The organism is Eubacteriaceae bacterium Marseille-Q4139, from assembly GCA_018223415.1.
Lineage (GTDB): Bacteria > Bacillota > Clostridia > Lachnospirales > Lachnospiraceae > CABSIM01.
On the sequence record JAGTTQ010000001.1, the window covers coordinates 136,608 to 152,141 of the forward strand.

At 47.7% G+C, this 15,534-nt stretch carries 14 protein-coding genes and 3 pseudogenes; 12 read left to right on the forward strand and 5 right to left on the reverse strand.

Going from position 1 to position 15,534, the window contains the following annotated elements; genetic code table 11:
• Window positions 1-435 precede the first annotated feature (435 nt).
• Both KE531_00705 and KE531_00710 read left to right on the forward strand, forming a co-directional pair.
• Window positions 436-1,626: an IS256 family transposase gene (locus KE531_00705; protein MBR9952153.1), complete on the forward strand. Its 1,191-nt coding sequence runs from the start codon at window positions 436-438 to the stop codon at window positions 1,624-1,626.
• Window positions 1,627-1,836: 210 nt separating this feature from the next.
• Window positions 1,837-2,796, forward strand: a complete 960-nt coding sequence (locus KE531_00710; GenBank protein MBR9952154.1) for an alcohol dehydrogenase catalytic domain-containing protein — start codon at window positions 1,837-1,839, stop codon at window positions 2,794-2,796.
• Between the two features lie 72 nt (window positions 2,797-2,868).
• On the opposite strand, the gene KE531_00715 is transcribed toward KE531_00710, so the two are convergent.
• The gene (locus KE531_00715; protein ID MBR9952155.1) at window positions 2,869-3,777 is read right to left on the reverse strand and encodes a helix-turn-helix domain-containing protein; all 909 of its coding nucleotides are present in this window, start codon (window positions 3,775-3,777) and stop codon (window positions 2,869-2,871) included.
• A 28-nt stretch (window positions 3,778-3,805) separates the two neighbouring features.
• Window positions 3,806-4,177: a winged helix-turn-helix transcriptional regulator gene (locus KE531_00720; GenBank protein MBR9952156.1), complete on the reverse strand. Its 372-nt coding sequence runs from the start codon at window positions 4,175-4,177 to the stop codon at window positions 3,806-3,808.
• A gap of 181 nt (window positions 4,178-4,358) precedes the next feature.
• Here KE531_00720 and KE531_00725 point away from each other — a divergent pair.
• From KE531_00725 to KE531_00755, 7 genes and pseudogenes are all read left to right on the forward strand, one after another.
• A pseudogene (locus tag KE531_00725) lies at window positions 4,359-5,257 on the forward strand (radical SAM protein).
• Between the two features lie 15 nt (window positions 5,258-5,272).
• A complete protein-coding gene (locus KE531_00730; GenBank protein ID MBR9952157.1) occupies window positions 5,273-6,154 on the forward strand; it encodes a radical SAM protein in 882 nt (293 codons plus the stop codon).
• Between the two features lie 145 nt (window positions 6,155-6,299).
• A pseudogene (locus KE531_00735) lies at window positions 6,300-6,502 on the forward strand (helix-turn-helix domain-containing protein).
• Window positions 6,503-6,568: 66 nt separating this feature from the next.
• Entirely contained in the window at window positions 6,569-6,736 is a 168-nt protein-coding gene (locus KE531_00740; protein ID MBR9952158.1) for a hypothetical protein, read from the forward strand.
• A 95-nt stretch (window positions 6,737-6,831) separates the two neighbouring features.
• Window positions 6,832-7,626, forward strand: coding sequence for a CPBP family intramembrane metalloprotease (locus tag KE531_00745; GenBank protein MBR9952159.1), 795 nt, complete (start codon window positions 6,832-6,834; stop codon window positions 7,624-7,626).
• 57 nt (window positions 7,627-7,683) lie between these two features.
• Window positions 7,684-7,755: a hypothetical protein gene (locus KE531_00750; GenBank protein ID MBR9952160.1), complete on the forward strand. Its 72-nt coding sequence runs from the start codon at window positions 7,684-7,686 to the stop codon at window positions 7,753-7,755.
• A 435-nt stretch (window positions 7,756-8,190) separates the two neighbouring features.
• Window positions 8,191-8,403: a tyrosine-type recombinase/integrase gene (locus tag KE531_00755; protein ID MBR9952161.1), complete on the forward strand. Its 213-nt coding sequence runs from the start codon at window positions 8,191-8,193 to the stop codon at window positions 8,401-8,403.
• A 124-nt stretch (window positions 8,404-8,527) separates the two neighbouring features.
• Here the strand turns inward: KE531_00755 and KE531_00760 are convergent, their stop codons facing one another.
• Window positions 8,528-9,718: an IS256 family transposase gene (locus KE531_00760; GenBank protein ID MBR9952162.1), complete on the reverse strand. Its 1,191-nt coding sequence runs from the start codon at window positions 9,716-9,718 to the stop codon at window positions 8,528-8,530.
• 139 nt (window positions 9,719-9,857) lie between these two features.
• On the opposite strand from KE531_00760, the gene KE531_00765 reads away from it, so the two are divergent.
• A complete protein-coding gene (locus KE531_00765) occupies window positions 9,858-10,325 on the forward strand; it encodes a low molecular weight phosphotyrosine protein phosphatase (protein MBR9952163.1) in 468 nt (155 codons plus the stop codon).
• A gap of 134 nt (window positions 10,326-10,459) precedes the next feature.
• Here KE531_00765 and rlmD read toward each other — a convergent pair.
• A pseudogene (rlmD, locus tag KE531_00770) lies at window positions 10,460-11,590 on the reverse strand (23S rRNA (uracil(1939)-C(5))-methyltransferase RlmD).
• Between the two features lie 275 nt (window positions 11,591-11,865).
• Between rlmD and KE531_00775 the strand changes: the two are divergent.
• Window positions 11,866-12,429 (forward strand): prolyl-tRNA synthetase associated domain-containing protein, encoded by a 564-nt coding sequence (locus KE531_00775; protein MBR9952164.1) that lies wholly within the window; start codon window positions 11,866-11,868, stop codon window positions 12,427-12,429.
• 56 nt (window positions 12,430-12,485) lie between these two features.
• Here KE531_00775 and KE531_00780 read toward each other — a convergent pair whose 3' ends face one another.
• Window positions 12,486-13,481, reverse strand: coding sequence for a glycoside hydrolase (locus KE531_00780; GenBank protein ID MBR9952165.1), 996 nt, complete (start codon window positions 13,479-13,481; stop codon window positions 12,486-12,488).
• A gap of 313 nt (window positions 13,482-13,794) precedes the next feature.
• Between KE531_00780 and KE531_00785 the strand changes: the two genes are divergently transcribed.
• Entirely contained in the window at window positions 13,795-15,531 is a 1,737-nt protein-coding gene (locus tag KE531_00785; protein MBR9952166.1) for an ABC transporter ATP-binding protein, read from the forward strand.
• The last annotated feature ends 3 nt before the right edge of the window (window positions 15,532-15,534 follow it).

Consider the following 15,534-nt stretch of genomic DNA (forward strand, 5'->3'; position numbering starts at 1 on the left):
AAATATGTAGTTCAATGTAACATAGAGAAATAAAGCATATAATTTCTCAAAGAAAACCAACATATAAGGAAAAATGCGAATATGATTAAAATACTTTTCATCTGCCACGGCAGTATCTTGAAAAGTTCCGGAAAAGCCAGTAAAATCAATGGTTTCACGGAGAGGAACGGCACTTACTACACCACTACTACACCATTTTAGAAAGAACCTTGATGTGACAAATTTTAATAGACGAAAACGCAAGCGGCGGTATTCCTAAGTAGGAGTATCGCCGCTTGTTTCATGCAGTGGATATGAATCTTGAGTAAATGCTCATGTGACACGATAAGGTACAATAAGTTTCGCAAATTGAAAAGTAGTTAAAAAGAGACATGGTTTGCAGCCCTCTGGTAGAATGAAGTCACGACACACCATTCTGAAAGGAGACAACAAACCATGTCCGAAAAGATTGTACAGCTTAACGAGGAAGTAATCAAGGGTCAAATCAAAGAACTGGTACGAGGCAGCGTAGAGGAAACCCTCAACGAACTGCTGGAGGCCGAGGCGGAGAAGCTGACCCAGGCGGCCCGGTACGAGCGCAATGAGCAGCGTCAGGGCTATCGCAGCGGCCACTACAACCGTAACCTCACCACCACTTCCGGGGACGTCACTCTCAAGGTTCCCAAACTCAAGGGAATCTCTTTTGAAACCGCCATCATTGAGCGGTATCGCCGCCGGGAGAGCAGCGTGGAAGAAGCCCTCATTGAGATGTACCTGGCAGGCGTATCCGTTCGGCGTGTGGAGGATATTACCGAGGCCCTCTGGGGTAGCAAAGTCTCTCCCTCCACTATAAGTGAGTTAAACAAGAAAGCGTATGTCCACATCGAGGATTGGCGGAACCGTCCTCTGCAAGGCGGACGATATCCGTATGTCTATGTGGATGGGATCTATCTGCGCCGTAACTGGGGCGGCGAATTTGAAAACGTAGCCATTCTTGTGGCAATTGCGGTCAATGAGGACGGATACCGTGAGGTTCTGGGTGCCGCCGAGGGCATGAAGGAGGACAAGTCCAGCTGGGTCAGCTTCTTCCAGTGGCTGCGTGGCCGAGGTCTGGACGGTGTGAAACTCATTGTTGGAGACAAGTGCCTTGGTATGCTGGAGGCCGTGGGAGAAGTATTCCCCGAAGCCAAGTACCAGCGCTGTACCGTCCACTTTTACCGCAATGTATTCTCGGTCACGCCTCGCTCCAAGGTGAAGCTGGTGGCAAAGATGCTCAAGGCGGTCCACGCCCAGGAAAGCAAGAAAGCAGCCCGGGAAAAGGCCAAAGCTGTGGTGGAAGAACTGCGCTCCATGAAACTGAAAGAGGCGGCCAAGAAGGTAGAGGATGGCATTGAGGAGACGCTGACCTACTGCGATTTTCCCAGCGAGCACTGGACTCGCATCCGTACCAATAACGTTATTGAACGACTCAACCGGGAGATCCGCCGCCGTACCCGTGTGGTGGGCAGTTTCCCGGACGGCAATTCCGCCCTTATGCTGGTCTGTGCCCGGCTGCGCCATGTGGCCGGCACCCAGTGGGGCAACAAGAAGTACATGAACATGAAGCACCTGGAGGCAGCCCTTGAAGATGCCTCCATTGCTGGCTGACTTCACTCATGCCAGACCCTGCAAACCATTTTGCGAAAAATACTTGACACTACCTGTGACACAAAATAACACAAAAAGGTTTGATAGACGCCACCCCATTATTCCGTATTCCACAAAGAGAATCAAGCAATTTTTTCGTAGGAACAGGCAAGTATTTTGACGGTCATTTCTGTAAAATGGGATTAAACAACCAAACAGGAGGTAAAGACAATGGCAACAATGCGAGCAATACAGGTAGCAGCAAAAGGCGAGCCTATGACATTAGTGGAAATCCCTATTCCTCAGCCGGGAAAAGGACAGGTGCTTTTGAAAGTTGAGGCGTGCGGTATCTGTCATGGCGATTCCAAAGTAATTGAGGGCGCGGCGTCCTCATATCCCCGTATTCCCGGACATGAGGTAGTCGGGATTGTAGACAAGCTAGGCGATGAAGTCAGCCAGTGGAAAGTAGGCCAGCGTGTGGGAATCGGCTGGCATGGCGGGCATGGACATACAACCGCACTTACAACGGACGGCGGCTATGCAGAGTATATGGTAGCTTACGAGGATGGGCTGATTGCCATTCCCGACGAAATTACCGCCGAAGAAGCCGCCCCGCTGCTTTGTGCAGGAGAAACAACATTCAGCGCACTTCATAACAGCAGCGCAAGACCCGGCGATTTAGTAGCAATATCCGGCGTCGGAGGATTAGGACACCTTGCAATACAGTATGCGAAAAAAGCCGGATATGAGGTAGTGGCTATCTCCCGCGGCAAGGATAAGGAACAGCTTGCAAGAGAACTGGGCGCACATCATTATATCGACAGTGAAAAGGAAAATGCCGCTGAAACCTTGCAGTCTTTGGGAGGCGCAAAAGTTATTCTTGCAACTGCTCCTAATGCAGATGTCATTTCCTCACTTATGGGCGGGCTGGGTACTGGAGGAGAGTTAATTATTGCCGCCGTAGACGATAATCCGCTCAAATGGTCTGCTATGGATTTTCTGAATGGCCCCAATACGGTCAAGGGTACTTTCACAGACATAAAGGAAATGGAGGCTGCTGTCCGATTCAGCATTTTAACCAATGTTCGCCCTATGATTGAAGTATTCCCGTTGGAGCGGGCAAAAGAGGCATACGAAAAAATGATGGCAGCAAAAACACATTTCCGCGCTGTACTGCATATGGGGAAATAAATGTGTTATCTGCCCTCTACGGACAGAAAGGCACAGTTACAAAAAACTGCGCCTTTCTTCCGTATCGGAGCATTACGTTTTCTTTGCCTGCGCCCCGATACACTCTTTTATTTCCTGAACATCTTTTTGCGGGGAACGGCCAAACATACGTCGATAATCGCGGATAAATTGCGACACACTTTCATAGCCGACTTCCATAGCTGCGTCCGTTACATTTGCCGAGTTGTCCAACATAAGGCGGCGGGCTTCCATAAGGCGAAGTTTCTTTTGACATTGTAATGGCCCCATGCCTACGGCGCTTTTGAATTTTTGATGAAAGCTGGACAGGCTCATATTGCCCTGTTCTGCTAAATCCTCAACCGAAAAATCAATTTTGTAGTTTTGTTTAATCCAGCTATTGATGTAATAAATATCTCCTGCCTGCTGAATATTGATCATGTTTTGCATAAACTGCTTTCCATGCAGCCCGGTAATAAGGTCAAATATCAATTCCTTTTTCAAATGCTTTCCCATAAAGGATAATTCCGAAGAAGTCATGGAAAAGAGCCGCACAACGATATTTATAATTTTTTCATCAGTACAGGAAAATACGGGTTCAGATATGTTTTCGTCAAATATTTTTTCAGGCAAATCGCCGTCAATATCCAGCATGACGGAAATCACATCGTCCAAAGAGAACTCTATCAGAAGTGCGGCAAACGTATTTTCTGATAATGCAGAAAAAGTTTCTGCTGTCCGAGGGCTGTCAATGGCAGAAATAAAATATTGTCCCGGAGAATAATCGCAAAATCCGTTCTCATTGTAAAGCCGCATATTTCCGTCTACCACAAGGAGAATGTAGGGATTTCCCATATCCGGCAAAAGAAAATCCTGTTGATTGCAGAACAAGATAGAAATATAGGGAATGGCAGTTTTATTAAGCCCATTTGTTAATTCAAACCGGCTTATGTATGAACTTAAAATTTCATTAAAGTTTTCCATGCTATCGCCTCACAAACACGCTTTTTTCTTATGGTTTTTCTTGATATGGATTAACGTAATCTGGGCATAAATATTTTTCACTCCATGTCATCATGGTTTGAAGAACAGGGATGAAACTTTCTCCAAAATCAGTGAGAGAATACTCTACTTTTGGAGGAATCTCTTTATAAATTTCCCTATGAAGAAATCCGTCATTTTCTAATTCGCGGAGCTGTTTTGTTAATGTGGATTGCGTAATACCATCAAGGCGGCGCATAAGCTCTCCGAATCGCTGGACTTTATAGAAAGCAACATACCACAAAATCAATATTTTCCATTTGCCACCGATAACAGATTGTAACTTACTCATAGGCACACAGCGAGCAATCACATTCTTATCACTAAATTTGTTTTCAGACATATAAAACACCTCTCTTTACACAGAAGTATATTTCAAAATCTCTCAAAAATCAAGGTACTACGATTCTTTGGCTTTAGTATTAAAAATGATACTACTACCAAAAAAGACAGTACTTGTATCAGACAGAGCAATAAGGTATTTTAGTGATGAAAAGAAAACTACGAAAAGGAGCGATATATTTATGCACTATACTGGAACTATTTGGCGTCCGCCGTATGAGGCTTCTTCATTATTGCTGGAAGTCACAGCAGGCTGCACCCACCATAAATGTAAATTCTGTACGCTTTATGATGATTTACCTTTTAAGTTTAGAATGTCGCCGGTTGAGGACATAGAGGCTGATTTGAAAGAAACTGCTGAAACAGTAAAATTGTGGCATGGATTGAAATACAGTCGGACATTCCATACAGGCGCAAATCCATTTGTGCTGAAAACAGAAAAGCTGCTGGAAATTGCAGGTCTAATAAAAAAATACATTCCCACTTGTAAAACGATAGGCAGCTTTGCACGCGTTACCGATGTTGCAATTAAAACAGATAAAGAATTAGCAGAATTGCATAGAGCTGGCTATGATGGACTGACGATCGGAATTGAAACAGGCGATGACGAGGCACTCATATTTATGAACAAGGGGTATGTTTCGGCTGATATTGTCACTCAATGCAAGCGTTTAGATGATGTGGGGATCAGCTATAACTTTTTCTATCTTACAGGCGTTTCCGGCGCAGGACGCGGCGAGTTTGGGGCAAAGGCAACCGCCGCAGTATGTAACCAACTGCGTCCTCAAATCATAGGAGCCAGTATGTTGACAATTTATCCAAATTCCGAACTGTATGAAGAAATCCAAAAAGGAAACTGGAAAGAAGAACAAGAGATTGAAAAGTATAAAGAGTTAAAAGCGCTTGTTGAAAATTTGAATATTCCTGTTTGGTTTGCAGCTATGGGGGCGTCTAATGCGATTCCCATTCAAGGTACATTGCCGGAAGATACAAAAAAGTGATAAATGTATTAGAGCAGATTATTGGTAGTGTTGATGAAAGCGAACTGCGACATTACAGAAAGAATCTCCGGCATTTATAAAGGAGGATTTTAACTTTGCATTTTACTGGTAGGACATGGCGGCCACCCTATGAAACAAATTCCTTTATCGTACAGGTTACGTCAGGCTGTACTTACAATAAATGTAGGTTTTGCAGCTTGTACAAAAATGAATGTTTTCGTATGTCGCCATTACAAGAATTTGAGGAGGATCTGAAAGAATTAGCAAAATATCAGCCAACAGCACGACGCATTTTTTGGACTGGTGCGAACCCTTTTGCTATGAATTACGAAAAATTGGCTGAGCGGGCATTATTAGTCCATGACTATCTTGTAGAATGTCAAACGATAGCTATGTTTTCGAGTATTCGTGATATAAAGGACAAGAAAGTATGGCAGCTTAGAAGATTACACGCATTAGGTATTAACGGTTTGAGTATAGGAACAGAAACAGGTGATGATAGTACACTTCTTTTGGCGAATAAAGGCTATACCGCAAAAGAATTGATTGAACAATGCAGGAAATTAGATGCAGCGGGTATGGAATACTATTTTGTATATATGACAGGACTTGCCGGGAAAGGAAATGGTGATCGAAATGCTGTTAATAGCGCGAGAGTATTCAGCAAAGTAAATCCGCGTTTTATTTCGGTTGATTCTTTGACTCTATTTCCAGATACGGAATTATACCAAATGGCGCAGGAAGGAAAGTTTATACCTGCGGGAGAAAAAGAGCGGTTAGAAGAATTACAGATTTTCATAAAGAATTTACAGATACGCACACATCTATTTGCTAATTCAAAATCAAATTTTTATCCTATAACAGCATACTTGCCAAAAGAACGTGATTCCGTAATCAGCGAATTACAGTATGTCATTGACACGACAGATGAAACGAAAATGATGGAATATCGGAATAGTCTAAAATCGTTAGGCTAAGCAGCAAAGCCAGCCGAGCTAGAGGGCGACCGCCGCATTTCACAGGAGAAAATCGGCAAGCTGTACAGGCGCAGCCGCAGCGCGACTGGCCGCCATATCCGCAAGTCCATACGGCGGCTTTATGAGGAAATGGAGGGAATGGCGTATGAGGAATAGCCGACTTCTCCCCTATGAAACAATCGTGCAGGCCACCAGCGGCGAGCCGGAGACGGTCAACACTGTTTTACAGCATTACCGGGGGGTATCTGTTGTTACGCTCTTGTCGATGGACGGGTAGACCGGGACACAGAGGACTACATCACAGAAACGCGATTGACAGCAATCTTTAAATACGATTTTGACAGATAACGCCGCAGACAGCTATACTTATGTGATGAAATAGAGTATAATAAAGCCAGTGACAAATCGGAAGTTGTGGAGGACAACTATTATGAAGGGCATAAAAAACTTCATGAGCAGCTAAGTGATGAAATCTTTGTAGCATTAAGAGAAATACCAGAAAGTGCTTATAACGATTTGTTTAAGATGTTAAAAAAATTTGAGCAATTCCTTGACAAACAAATTGCTGAAAATAAAAATTGATAATAGCTATTTATACGAAATATTCTTTTTTGCCTTTTTTGTATAGCGCATATACAGTACAGAAACTATACAGATGATATGAGGGGGAGAAAATTTTGACTGATAAAAAAATTATAGTGCATTTTACTGTCCTAACATTTTGTATAGCCTATCTTGTATCAGGCAGTTTAATTGTTCTTGGAAAATTGGGATATAGAGTTTATGGTTGGGTTAATACGTTACCGCAATTTTGTATGGATATTCCTTTTGCGATATATATTCTGTCACCAGCTATTGCCTCTTACTTCGTTTTAAAGAAAAATAACAAAACAATAAACCTTTGGGAATGGTTAAAAACTGTTTTTTACGTTAAAAACAACATATACCCTTATTTCTTTGTTGTTGCAGGACTTATTTTGTACTTTTCAATACACGCTCTTATTACAGGAAGTGTAGAATTAACGCTCCCATTTTATACATTTTTTCTTTCCTTACCAGGTAATCTTTTTATCGGAGGCTTGGAGGAAACAGGTTGGGCATATATTTTGCAACCAGGACTGAATAAGAAATTTGGTTATGTTCTATCTTGTATCTTATCCGGTATTATTTGGATTGCATGGCATATTCCGCTTTTTTTCATACCAGGAACAAATCATGAAGAGGGACTTATCAATTTTGGAATGTTTGCCATACAATGTATGGCTTTGAGGTTTTTCTTTGGAGCGATCTGCAAAATATCGGGCAAAAGCTATGTGTTCATGTGCGTACTATTTCATACCTTGTTTAATGCTGCTTATTCTGTTTTTGCAACTACTACAACATCTTGGGCAGGAACTGTTGTAGCAAATACTGTGATTGTATTTGTTTCGATTTTAACAGTTGTGATATACAACAAAAAAACAGACGAATAGTATGAGTAAATCAATGGTGAGGGGTTGGTATGAAAAAAAGAATGGCTTCTATGCCCTATTTGTAAAAGTAAGACACGAATAAAATTGTGGAAAGATACAGAACTTAAAAACTTCTTGATGAGTGGATAAACAAGTCTGCTAAGTAAATTCCAGGTTGACGAGGAAAAGCATATGTGCGAAATATGTGAAAAAGTAAAATTGATTGATTTCTTTCCTACTCCTAAAGCATATCTTGACTGTCTGCAATACATACAATCTTTGGTGGATAGTGGGAGTTTTCAATTTGAATTTAAGGATTGTGATACAGATAAAATAAAAAATGAAAATGGACATTGGATAGATGATGCTATAAGTCATGTGATTAAATGTAAAAATTGTGGTCAGTGCTTTACTTGCACTGGTGTCACTTACCGAGGAAGCGGGTGTTTCAGAAAGGGGAAATAATCAACTCCCCGTTGTGCGCCCAGCTAAAGGTGTGTAACTAAGTCGGCGGGAATCCGACTTATCCAGGGTTTAACCAGCCAGATAATAACGGTCTTATAAGAATTATACCCGGACAAGCCGCTGCCGCACATCACGCCCCATGTGTTCCGCCATATATTCTGTACCAATGTGGCAAACGCTGGTATGGACATAAAGACCTTGCAGTATGTAATGGGACACTCTGATGTGGGAGTGACGCTGAACGTCTACACCCATGCGAGCTATGACCGGGCAGCGGGGCAGATGGCGAAAATCATTGACTTAAAAGAAGTCAGTACGCCGGAAAGCCCGTAATATCAAGGTTTGAAGGCTTATGAAGCACCCTCCGGGTATCCCTGATGCGCTGAAAAACAGCGCAAAAATGGGTAGTGTCAAGTATTTTTCGCAAAATGGTTTGCAGGGTCTGGCATGAGTGAAGTCAGCCAGCAATGGAGGCATCTTCAAGGGCTGCCTCCAGGTGCTTCATGTTCATGTACTTCTTGTTGCCCCACTGGGTGCCGGCCACATGGCGCAGCCGGGCACAGACCAGCATAAGGGCGGAATTGCCGTCCGGGAAACTGCCCACCACACGGGTACGGCGGCGGATCTCCCGGTTGAGTCGTTCAATAACGTTATTGGTACGGATGCGAGTCCAGTGCTCGCTGGGAAAATCGCAGTAGGTCAGCGTCTCCTCAATGCCATCCTCTACCTTCTTGGCCGCCTCTTTCAGTTTCATGGAGCGCAGTTCTTCCACCACAGCTTTGGCCTTTTCCCGGGCTGCTTTCTTGCTTTCCTGGGCGTGGACCGCCTTGAGCATCTTTGCCACCAGCTTCACCTTGGAGCGAGGCGTGACCGAGAATACATTGCGGTAAAAGTGGACGGTACAGCGCTGGTACTTGGCTTCGGGGAATACTTCTCCCACGGCCTCCAGCATACCAAGGCACTTGTCTCCAACAATGAGTTTCACACCGTCCAGACCTCGGCCACGCAGCCACTGGAAGAAGCTGACCCAGCTGGACTTGTCCTCCTTCATGCCCTCGGCGGCACCCAGAACCTCACGGTATCCGTCCTCATTGACCGCAATTGCCACAAGAATGGCTACGTTTTCAAATTCGCCGCCCCAGTTACGGCGCAGATAGATCCCATCCACATAGACATACGGATATCGTCCGCCTTGCAGAGGACGGTTCCGCCAATCCTCGATGTGGACATACGCTTTCTTGTTTAACTCACTTATAGTGGAGGGAGAGACTTTGCTACCCCAGAGGGCCTCGGTAATATCCTCCACACGCCGAACGGATACGCCTGCCAGGTACATCTCAATGAGGGCTTCTTCCACGCTGCTCTCCCGGCGGCGATACCGCTCAATGATGGCGGTTTCAAAAGAGATTCCCTTGAGTTTGGGAACCTTGAGAGTGACGTCCCCGGAAGTGGTGGTGAGGTTACGGTTGTAGTGGCCGCTGCGATAGCCCTGACGCTGCTCATTGCGCTCGTACCGGGCCGCCTGGGTCAGCTTCTCCGCCTCGGCCTCCAGCAGTTCGTTGAGGGTTTCCTCTACGCTGCCTCGTACCAGTTCTTTGATTTGACCCTTGATTACTTCCTCGTTAAGCTGTACAATCTTTTCGGACATGGTTTGTTGTCTCCTTTCAGAATGGTGTGTCGTGACTTCATTCTACCAGAGGGCTGCAAACCATGTCTCTTTTTAACTACTTTTCAATTTGCGAAACTTATTGTACCTTATCCAAAAATGAGGAAAGGATATAAGATATATGATAAAAATACTATTCATCTGCCACGGCAACATCTGCCGCTCCCCCATGGCCGAATTCATCATGAAGGACTTAGTCAAGTCACAAAACCGCAGTCATGACTTTTTCATCGCCTCTGCCGCCACAAGCACCGAGGAAATCGGAAATCCCGTTCACCGCGGAACACGTGAAAAACTTCGGCAGTACGGAATCTCCACCGCAGGCAAGTATGCCGTCCAGCTCTGCCGGGCGGATTATGGAAAATATGACTACCTGATCGGGATGGACAAATGGAATATCCGGAACATGAACCGGATGCTGGGCGGCGACCCGGAAGGGAAAATTCATCTTCTTTTGGACTTCGCAGGCCGCGCCAGAGAAGACATTGCTGACCCATGGTACACAGGAAACTTTGATGACACTTACCAGGATGTCCTGGAAGGGTGCAAAGGGCTTCTGAACCATTTGCAAAACGCAGCCTTCTCCTAATATGAGCTTTCTTCAGGATACACTGTCCCCTGGCAGGCCGCAAAGCAAAACTCCTGACAGCGGGACAGGATTCCCGTACGCATCCGGAAAAACAAACCGCTCTGCTGCTTTCTTTATTTCCGCTCCCTCACCGCCTATCTTCTCTCCAGCTTCACCACACACTCACAATGCCCGGTCCATCCAAACATATCCACACCCCAGGCCATCTTCGCCTCGTACCCGCACTTCCGGAACCATCCCAGATCCCTCACCAGCGTCTCCGGATTGCACGAAACATATACCACACGCTTTGGCCCCAAAATCTTCACGGCGCGGATAAACTCCTCGGTGCTGCCGCTTCGCGGCGGGTCAAGGAACACCACGTCTGCCTTCGCTCCGCGGGAAGCCATCTGAACCATGAAACGCCCGGCATCGTTGGAATAAAACCGAATATTCTTCCGCCCATTTAGCTTCGCGTTCGTCACGGCGTCCCGGACGGCATCCTGATTGAGCTCCACGCCGATGACCTCCTTTGCATGGCGGGAGGCCACAATCCCGATGGTGCCGATTCCACAGTAGGCATCCACCACCGTCTCCTCTCCCGTAAGCCCGGCCGCCTCCACAGCCTTGTTATAGAGCACCTCCGTCTGGACAGGATTCACCTGATAAAAGGACTTGGAAGAAATCCGGAACCTGCACCCGCAGAGCTCGTCCACAATGAACCCCGGCCCGTAAAGCACGTGTTCCTTCTCTCCTAAAACCATGCTGGTGTCCCTGCCATTGATGTTCTGGACGATAGTCGTAATCTCCGGGTGCAGCTTTCTAAGGGCCTTCACAAAATTATTTTTCGACGGGAACACCGGAGACGCCGTCACGAGCACCACCATGATCTCCCCCGTCGCCCTGGCCGTCCGCACAAGCACATGGCGGAGAAACCCGTACCCCGTGTCCTCATCGAACACACGGATCTTAAACGACGGGAGCAGACTGCGGATCGAAACGATAATCTCATCTGCCTTCTCATCCTCAATCAGGCACTTGTCCACCGGCAGGATTGTATGCGTCCCTTCCTTATAAACGCCGGAAATGATCTTCCCGCGCCTGTCACGGCCGAAAACGGCATGCACCTTGTTTCGGTAATGATAGGGATCGTCCATGCCATAAATTTTCTCCACCCGGCAGAACGGTTTTAAAAGCCTGTCCAGTTCCCCCTTCTTCTTCTCAAGCTGTTTTTCATATGGCACATCCAGATACTGACATCCGCCGCACTTTTTAAAAATCGGGCATTCTTTCATGTAGGCATCTCCTCATATTTCCTGCAAACAGCCCGCCCCTGCCATCCGTCCCCTGACGGATTTTTAAACAACGGCCAGGCTGCTGCCATTTTCTTGATTTTTTTCATTCTTCGATTATAATAGATGTCGAGGTTCCAGGATCTTTTGACTTCGGTGATACCGGATTTCATCCCTGGTACCCTTATCACCAAGTATAACTTTTTTTGTCAAAATACGCCAGCACTTTCACAGCCGGAGTAATCATTTAATAAGAAAGGACAAAATCCATGGCATTCTATATCGACAAAACCGTATATTCCGGGCGCCCGGAGGACGTATCCGCGCGACTTCCGAGGGAAATCCGCACCTACGACCTTTTAGACAGCTTAAACATCCCCTATCTCCGCATGGACCACGACGCCGCAGCCACCATCGAGGACTGCCATGACGTCGAGTCCCTGCTCGGCATCACCATCTGCAAAAACTTATTTCTCTGCAACGCTCAAAAGACAAACTTTTATCTTCTCATGATGCCAGGCGGCAAGAAATTCAAAACGAAAAACCTCTCCAAGCAGATTGGCTCCGCCCGGCTCTCCTTCGCCGACGGCACATACATGGAACAGTTCTTAGATATCACGCCCGGCTCTGTCAGCATCCTGGGGCTTGCCAACGACACGGAAAACCATGTGCGGCTTTTAATTGACGCCGACGTTTTGAAAGACAATTCCATCGGCTGCCACCCCTGCATGAATACCTCCAGCCTGAAAATAAAGACAGCAGACATCCTGGAAAAATTCCTGCCTGCTGTCCATCATGAATATACGCTTGTAAACCTCCCGTGGGAAGAATAATCCCCCCCGGGAAGCTGCGCCCCGGCAAAAGAATGAGCTGCCGGGGCGCCTGTTTTTTACATCATGGCGCCGCTTCCGTCAAACTCGTAGGAAACGCCGTCAATCACCATAGACGTACCGGAAACCATGGCGCCGTCTGCCGACGGATCCAGGTAGTACCACACGCCGTCTGTCTCCACCCATCCGGTCTTTCTGTTTCCGCCGGTATAATAATACCATTTCCCGTCAGCTTCAGGGCGCCAGCCGTCCGGAATCCCCGGCTGCCCCTGGGCCGCATAATCCTTAAAAGCAAACTCCAGGCAGACATTGCCCTCGATCCCGTCAATCTGGCCTTTGTCCGTACACTGCCACATGGTGCGGCCCGGGAATTCATGGCTGCTTCCGTACCTTGCAAACCACAGATCATACGGGAACTGGCTCGTATCCATCTCCGTCGTAAATTTTGAATAGTCGCTGTAAATAATCGGCGTGTATCCGGACTCCGCCACCACCTGACAGAACGCGTTCACCACGTCCGTCAGCTCCTGGGTGGAAAGATCCAGAATATACTGGGACTCCACATCCACGGCGATGGGATAATCCACCGGATAATTTCTCGCCGTATCCACGGCGAACCTGGCTGCCTCCCTGGCCTCCTCGACGGTTCTCGTCTGAAGGTAGATGTAAGGCGCCGTATGGATTCCGTTGGCCGCCGCCTCCCGCATGTTCCGGTCAAATGTCTCGTCCATGGTGTACTCGCCTTCATACCCGTAGGAAACCATACGGATCATGGCAAACGATACGTCGTCCTGCGCCACCCGGCTCCAGTCGATATTTCCCTGGAACTTGGACACGCTGATGCCGCGAAGGAGCGCCCCCTCGATGGCGTTCCCCTGATCGTCAAAATACGTCCCGTCCATCTTCTCCCAGGCCGTAACCATATATCCGGGGCCGCCTTCCGTCCCCGGGCCGCCCTCCACGGGAATCGTTTCATCTGCAAGCGCCGTCATGGCAGACGAAAGACAGAGGCATGCCGTCAAAAGTGCCGCGGCCGTTTTCTTATATGTTCGCATAGGTGTTCTCCTCTTTTCTGTAAAAATCTGTATCTCCAATATACTCCATTTTTCGCCCTCAGACTTTAAAAAAAGCTTACGGTTTTATTACAAACGCGTCCCATCAACCAGGTTTACATCTTCCGCCCTTCATGGTACAATGGGCGCATAGCGGTCATCGCACCAGCGCATACCGGTTTCTGTGTTTGCCGCAGAGATCCGGGCGCCAAGATCTGCCGGGTGCACCATGGCCGCTGTGCGGCTATGGTTATGATGGGGACAGAGCGCCTTTCCATCGCCATCGGCAGGCCGCATTTTTGTCAGGGAGGAAAACATGGACGTACTGAAAAAATTTATCCGCTACTACAAACCATATCAAAAGCTGTTCTTTCTGGATCTGATCTGCGCCACCTACATAAGCGTCGTGGATCTGGCGTTTCCGCAGATCCTCCGGACAGCCACGAAAACCCTGTTTACGGAATCGAAAGAAGTCATCTTTCATTCCCTGGGCTTTCTGCTTTTCGGCCTTTTAATTCTCTACATTCTTCAGGCCGCATGCAAGTATTTCGTCTCTTACCAGGGACATGTGATGGGCGCCTACATGGAACGCGACATGCGGCGCCAGCTTTTCGACCATTATGAAAAGCTTTCGTTCTCATATTACGACAAAAACAATACGGGCCAGATGATGAGCAAGCTGGTGAGCGACCTGTTCGATATCTCGGAATTCGCCCACCACGGCCCGGAGAACCTTTTCATCTCTTCCATTAAAATCGTCGGCTCCTTTGTGTTCCTGTTTCTCATCAACTGGAAGCTGGCGCTCGTCCTCGCCGCCGTTGTCTTCCTCATGGTGATCTTCTGCTACCGCCAGAATTCCAGCATGCAGGCCACCTTCATGGACAACCGGAAAAAAATCGGCGACGTAAACGCCAGGCTCCAGGACACCCTGGCCGGCATCCGCGTCGTCCAGTCCTTTGCCAACGAGGACATCGAACGGAAGAAATTCCATGTGAGCAACGAAAACTTCCTGATCTCCAAAGACGGGAACTACCGCTGCATGGGCAATTTCCAGGCCGGCACGGCCTTCTTCCAGGGGCTCATGTACCTTCTCGTCCTGGTGGCCGGCGGCTTTTTAATCGCCATCGGTGACATGGCGCCGGAAGATCTCGCCATGTACGCGCTCTACATCGGCATTTTCATAAGCCCCATCCAGATTCTCGTGGAGCTGACGGAAATGATGCAGAAAGGCCTCTCCGGCTTCCGCCGTTTCCTCGCCGTCATTGAGACGGAGCCGGAAATCGTCGACGCACCGGACGCCGAAGATTTAAGAGACGTAAAAGGTGACATTTCCTATCAGGATGTGAGCTTCCGCTACAACGAAGAAGAGCCCGTCCTAGAGCATGTCACCTTCTCCATCCCTGCCGGAAAAAGCATTGCCCTTGTGGGCCCCTCCGGCGGCGGAAAGACGACGATCTGCTCTCTCCTGCCGCGGTTCTATGACGTAACCGGCGGCTCCGTCACCATCGACGGCCGCGACATCCGGCGCGTCACCTTAAAGAGCCTCCGCGAAAATATCGGCATCGTCCAGCAGGAGGTCTATCTCTTCGGCGGCACCATACGCGAAAACATTGCCTACGGAAAACCGGACGCCACCGAAGAAGAAATCATCACAGCCGCCAAAGAGGCCAACATCCATGACTTCATCATGGATCTGCCGGACGGCTATGACACCTTCGTGGGCGAGCGCGGCGCCAGACTTTCCGGCGGCCAGAAGCAGCGGATCTCCATCGCCCGGGTCTTCCTTAAAAACCCGCCGATCCTGATCTTAGACGAGGCCACCAGCGCCCTGGACAACGAAAGCGAACGCCATATCCAGAAAAGCCTGGAGGCGCTGTCGAAAAACCGCACCACCATCACCATCGCCCACCGGCTTTCCACCATCCGGAATGCCGACGAAATCATCGTCATCCACGACCAGAACATCACCGAACGCGGCACCCACAAAGAGCTTCTGGAAAAGAACGGCCTTTACGCCCACTACTATAAGATGCAGTTTGAGGGGCTGGAATAAGCT

Excerpts from the sequence above, each read along its gene's own strand:
- KE531_00780 (MBR9952165.1), bottom strand. The coding sequence starts at position 13,481 with ATGCGAACATATAAGAAAACGGCCGCGGCACTTTTGACGGCATGCCTC.
- KE531_00720 (MBR9952156.1), bottom strand. The coding sequence starts at position 4,177 with ATGTCTGAAAACAAATTTAGTGATAAGAATGTGATTGCTCGCTGTGTG.
- KE531_00760 (MBR9952162.1), bottom strand. The coding sequence starts at position 9,718 with ATGTCCGAAAAGATTGTACAGCTTAACGAGGAAGTAATCAAGGGTCAA.
- KE531_00785 (MBR9952166.1), top strand. The coding sequence starts at position 13,795 with ATGGACGTACTGAAAAAATTTATCCGCTACTACAAACCATATCAAAAG.
- KE531_00710 (MBR9952154.1), top strand. The coding sequence starts at position 1,837 with ATGGCAACAATGCGAGCAATACAGGTAGCAGCAAAAGGCGAGCCTATG.
- KE531_00715 (MBR9952155.1), bottom strand. The coding sequence starts at position 3,777 with ATGGAAAACTTTAATGAAATTTTAAGTTCATACATAAGCCGGTTTGAA.
- KE531_00775 (MBR9952164.1), top strand. The coding sequence starts at position 11,866 with ATGGCATTCTATATCGACAAAACCGTATATTCCGGGCGCCCGGAGGAC.
- KE531_00705 (MBR9952153.1), top strand. The coding sequence starts at position 436 with ATGTCCGAAAAGATTGTACAGCTTAACGAGGAAGTAATCAAGGGTCAA.
- KE531_00765 (MBR9952163.1), top strand. The coding sequence starts at position 9,858 with ATGATAAAAATACTATTCATCTGCCACGGCAACATCTGCCGCTCCCCC.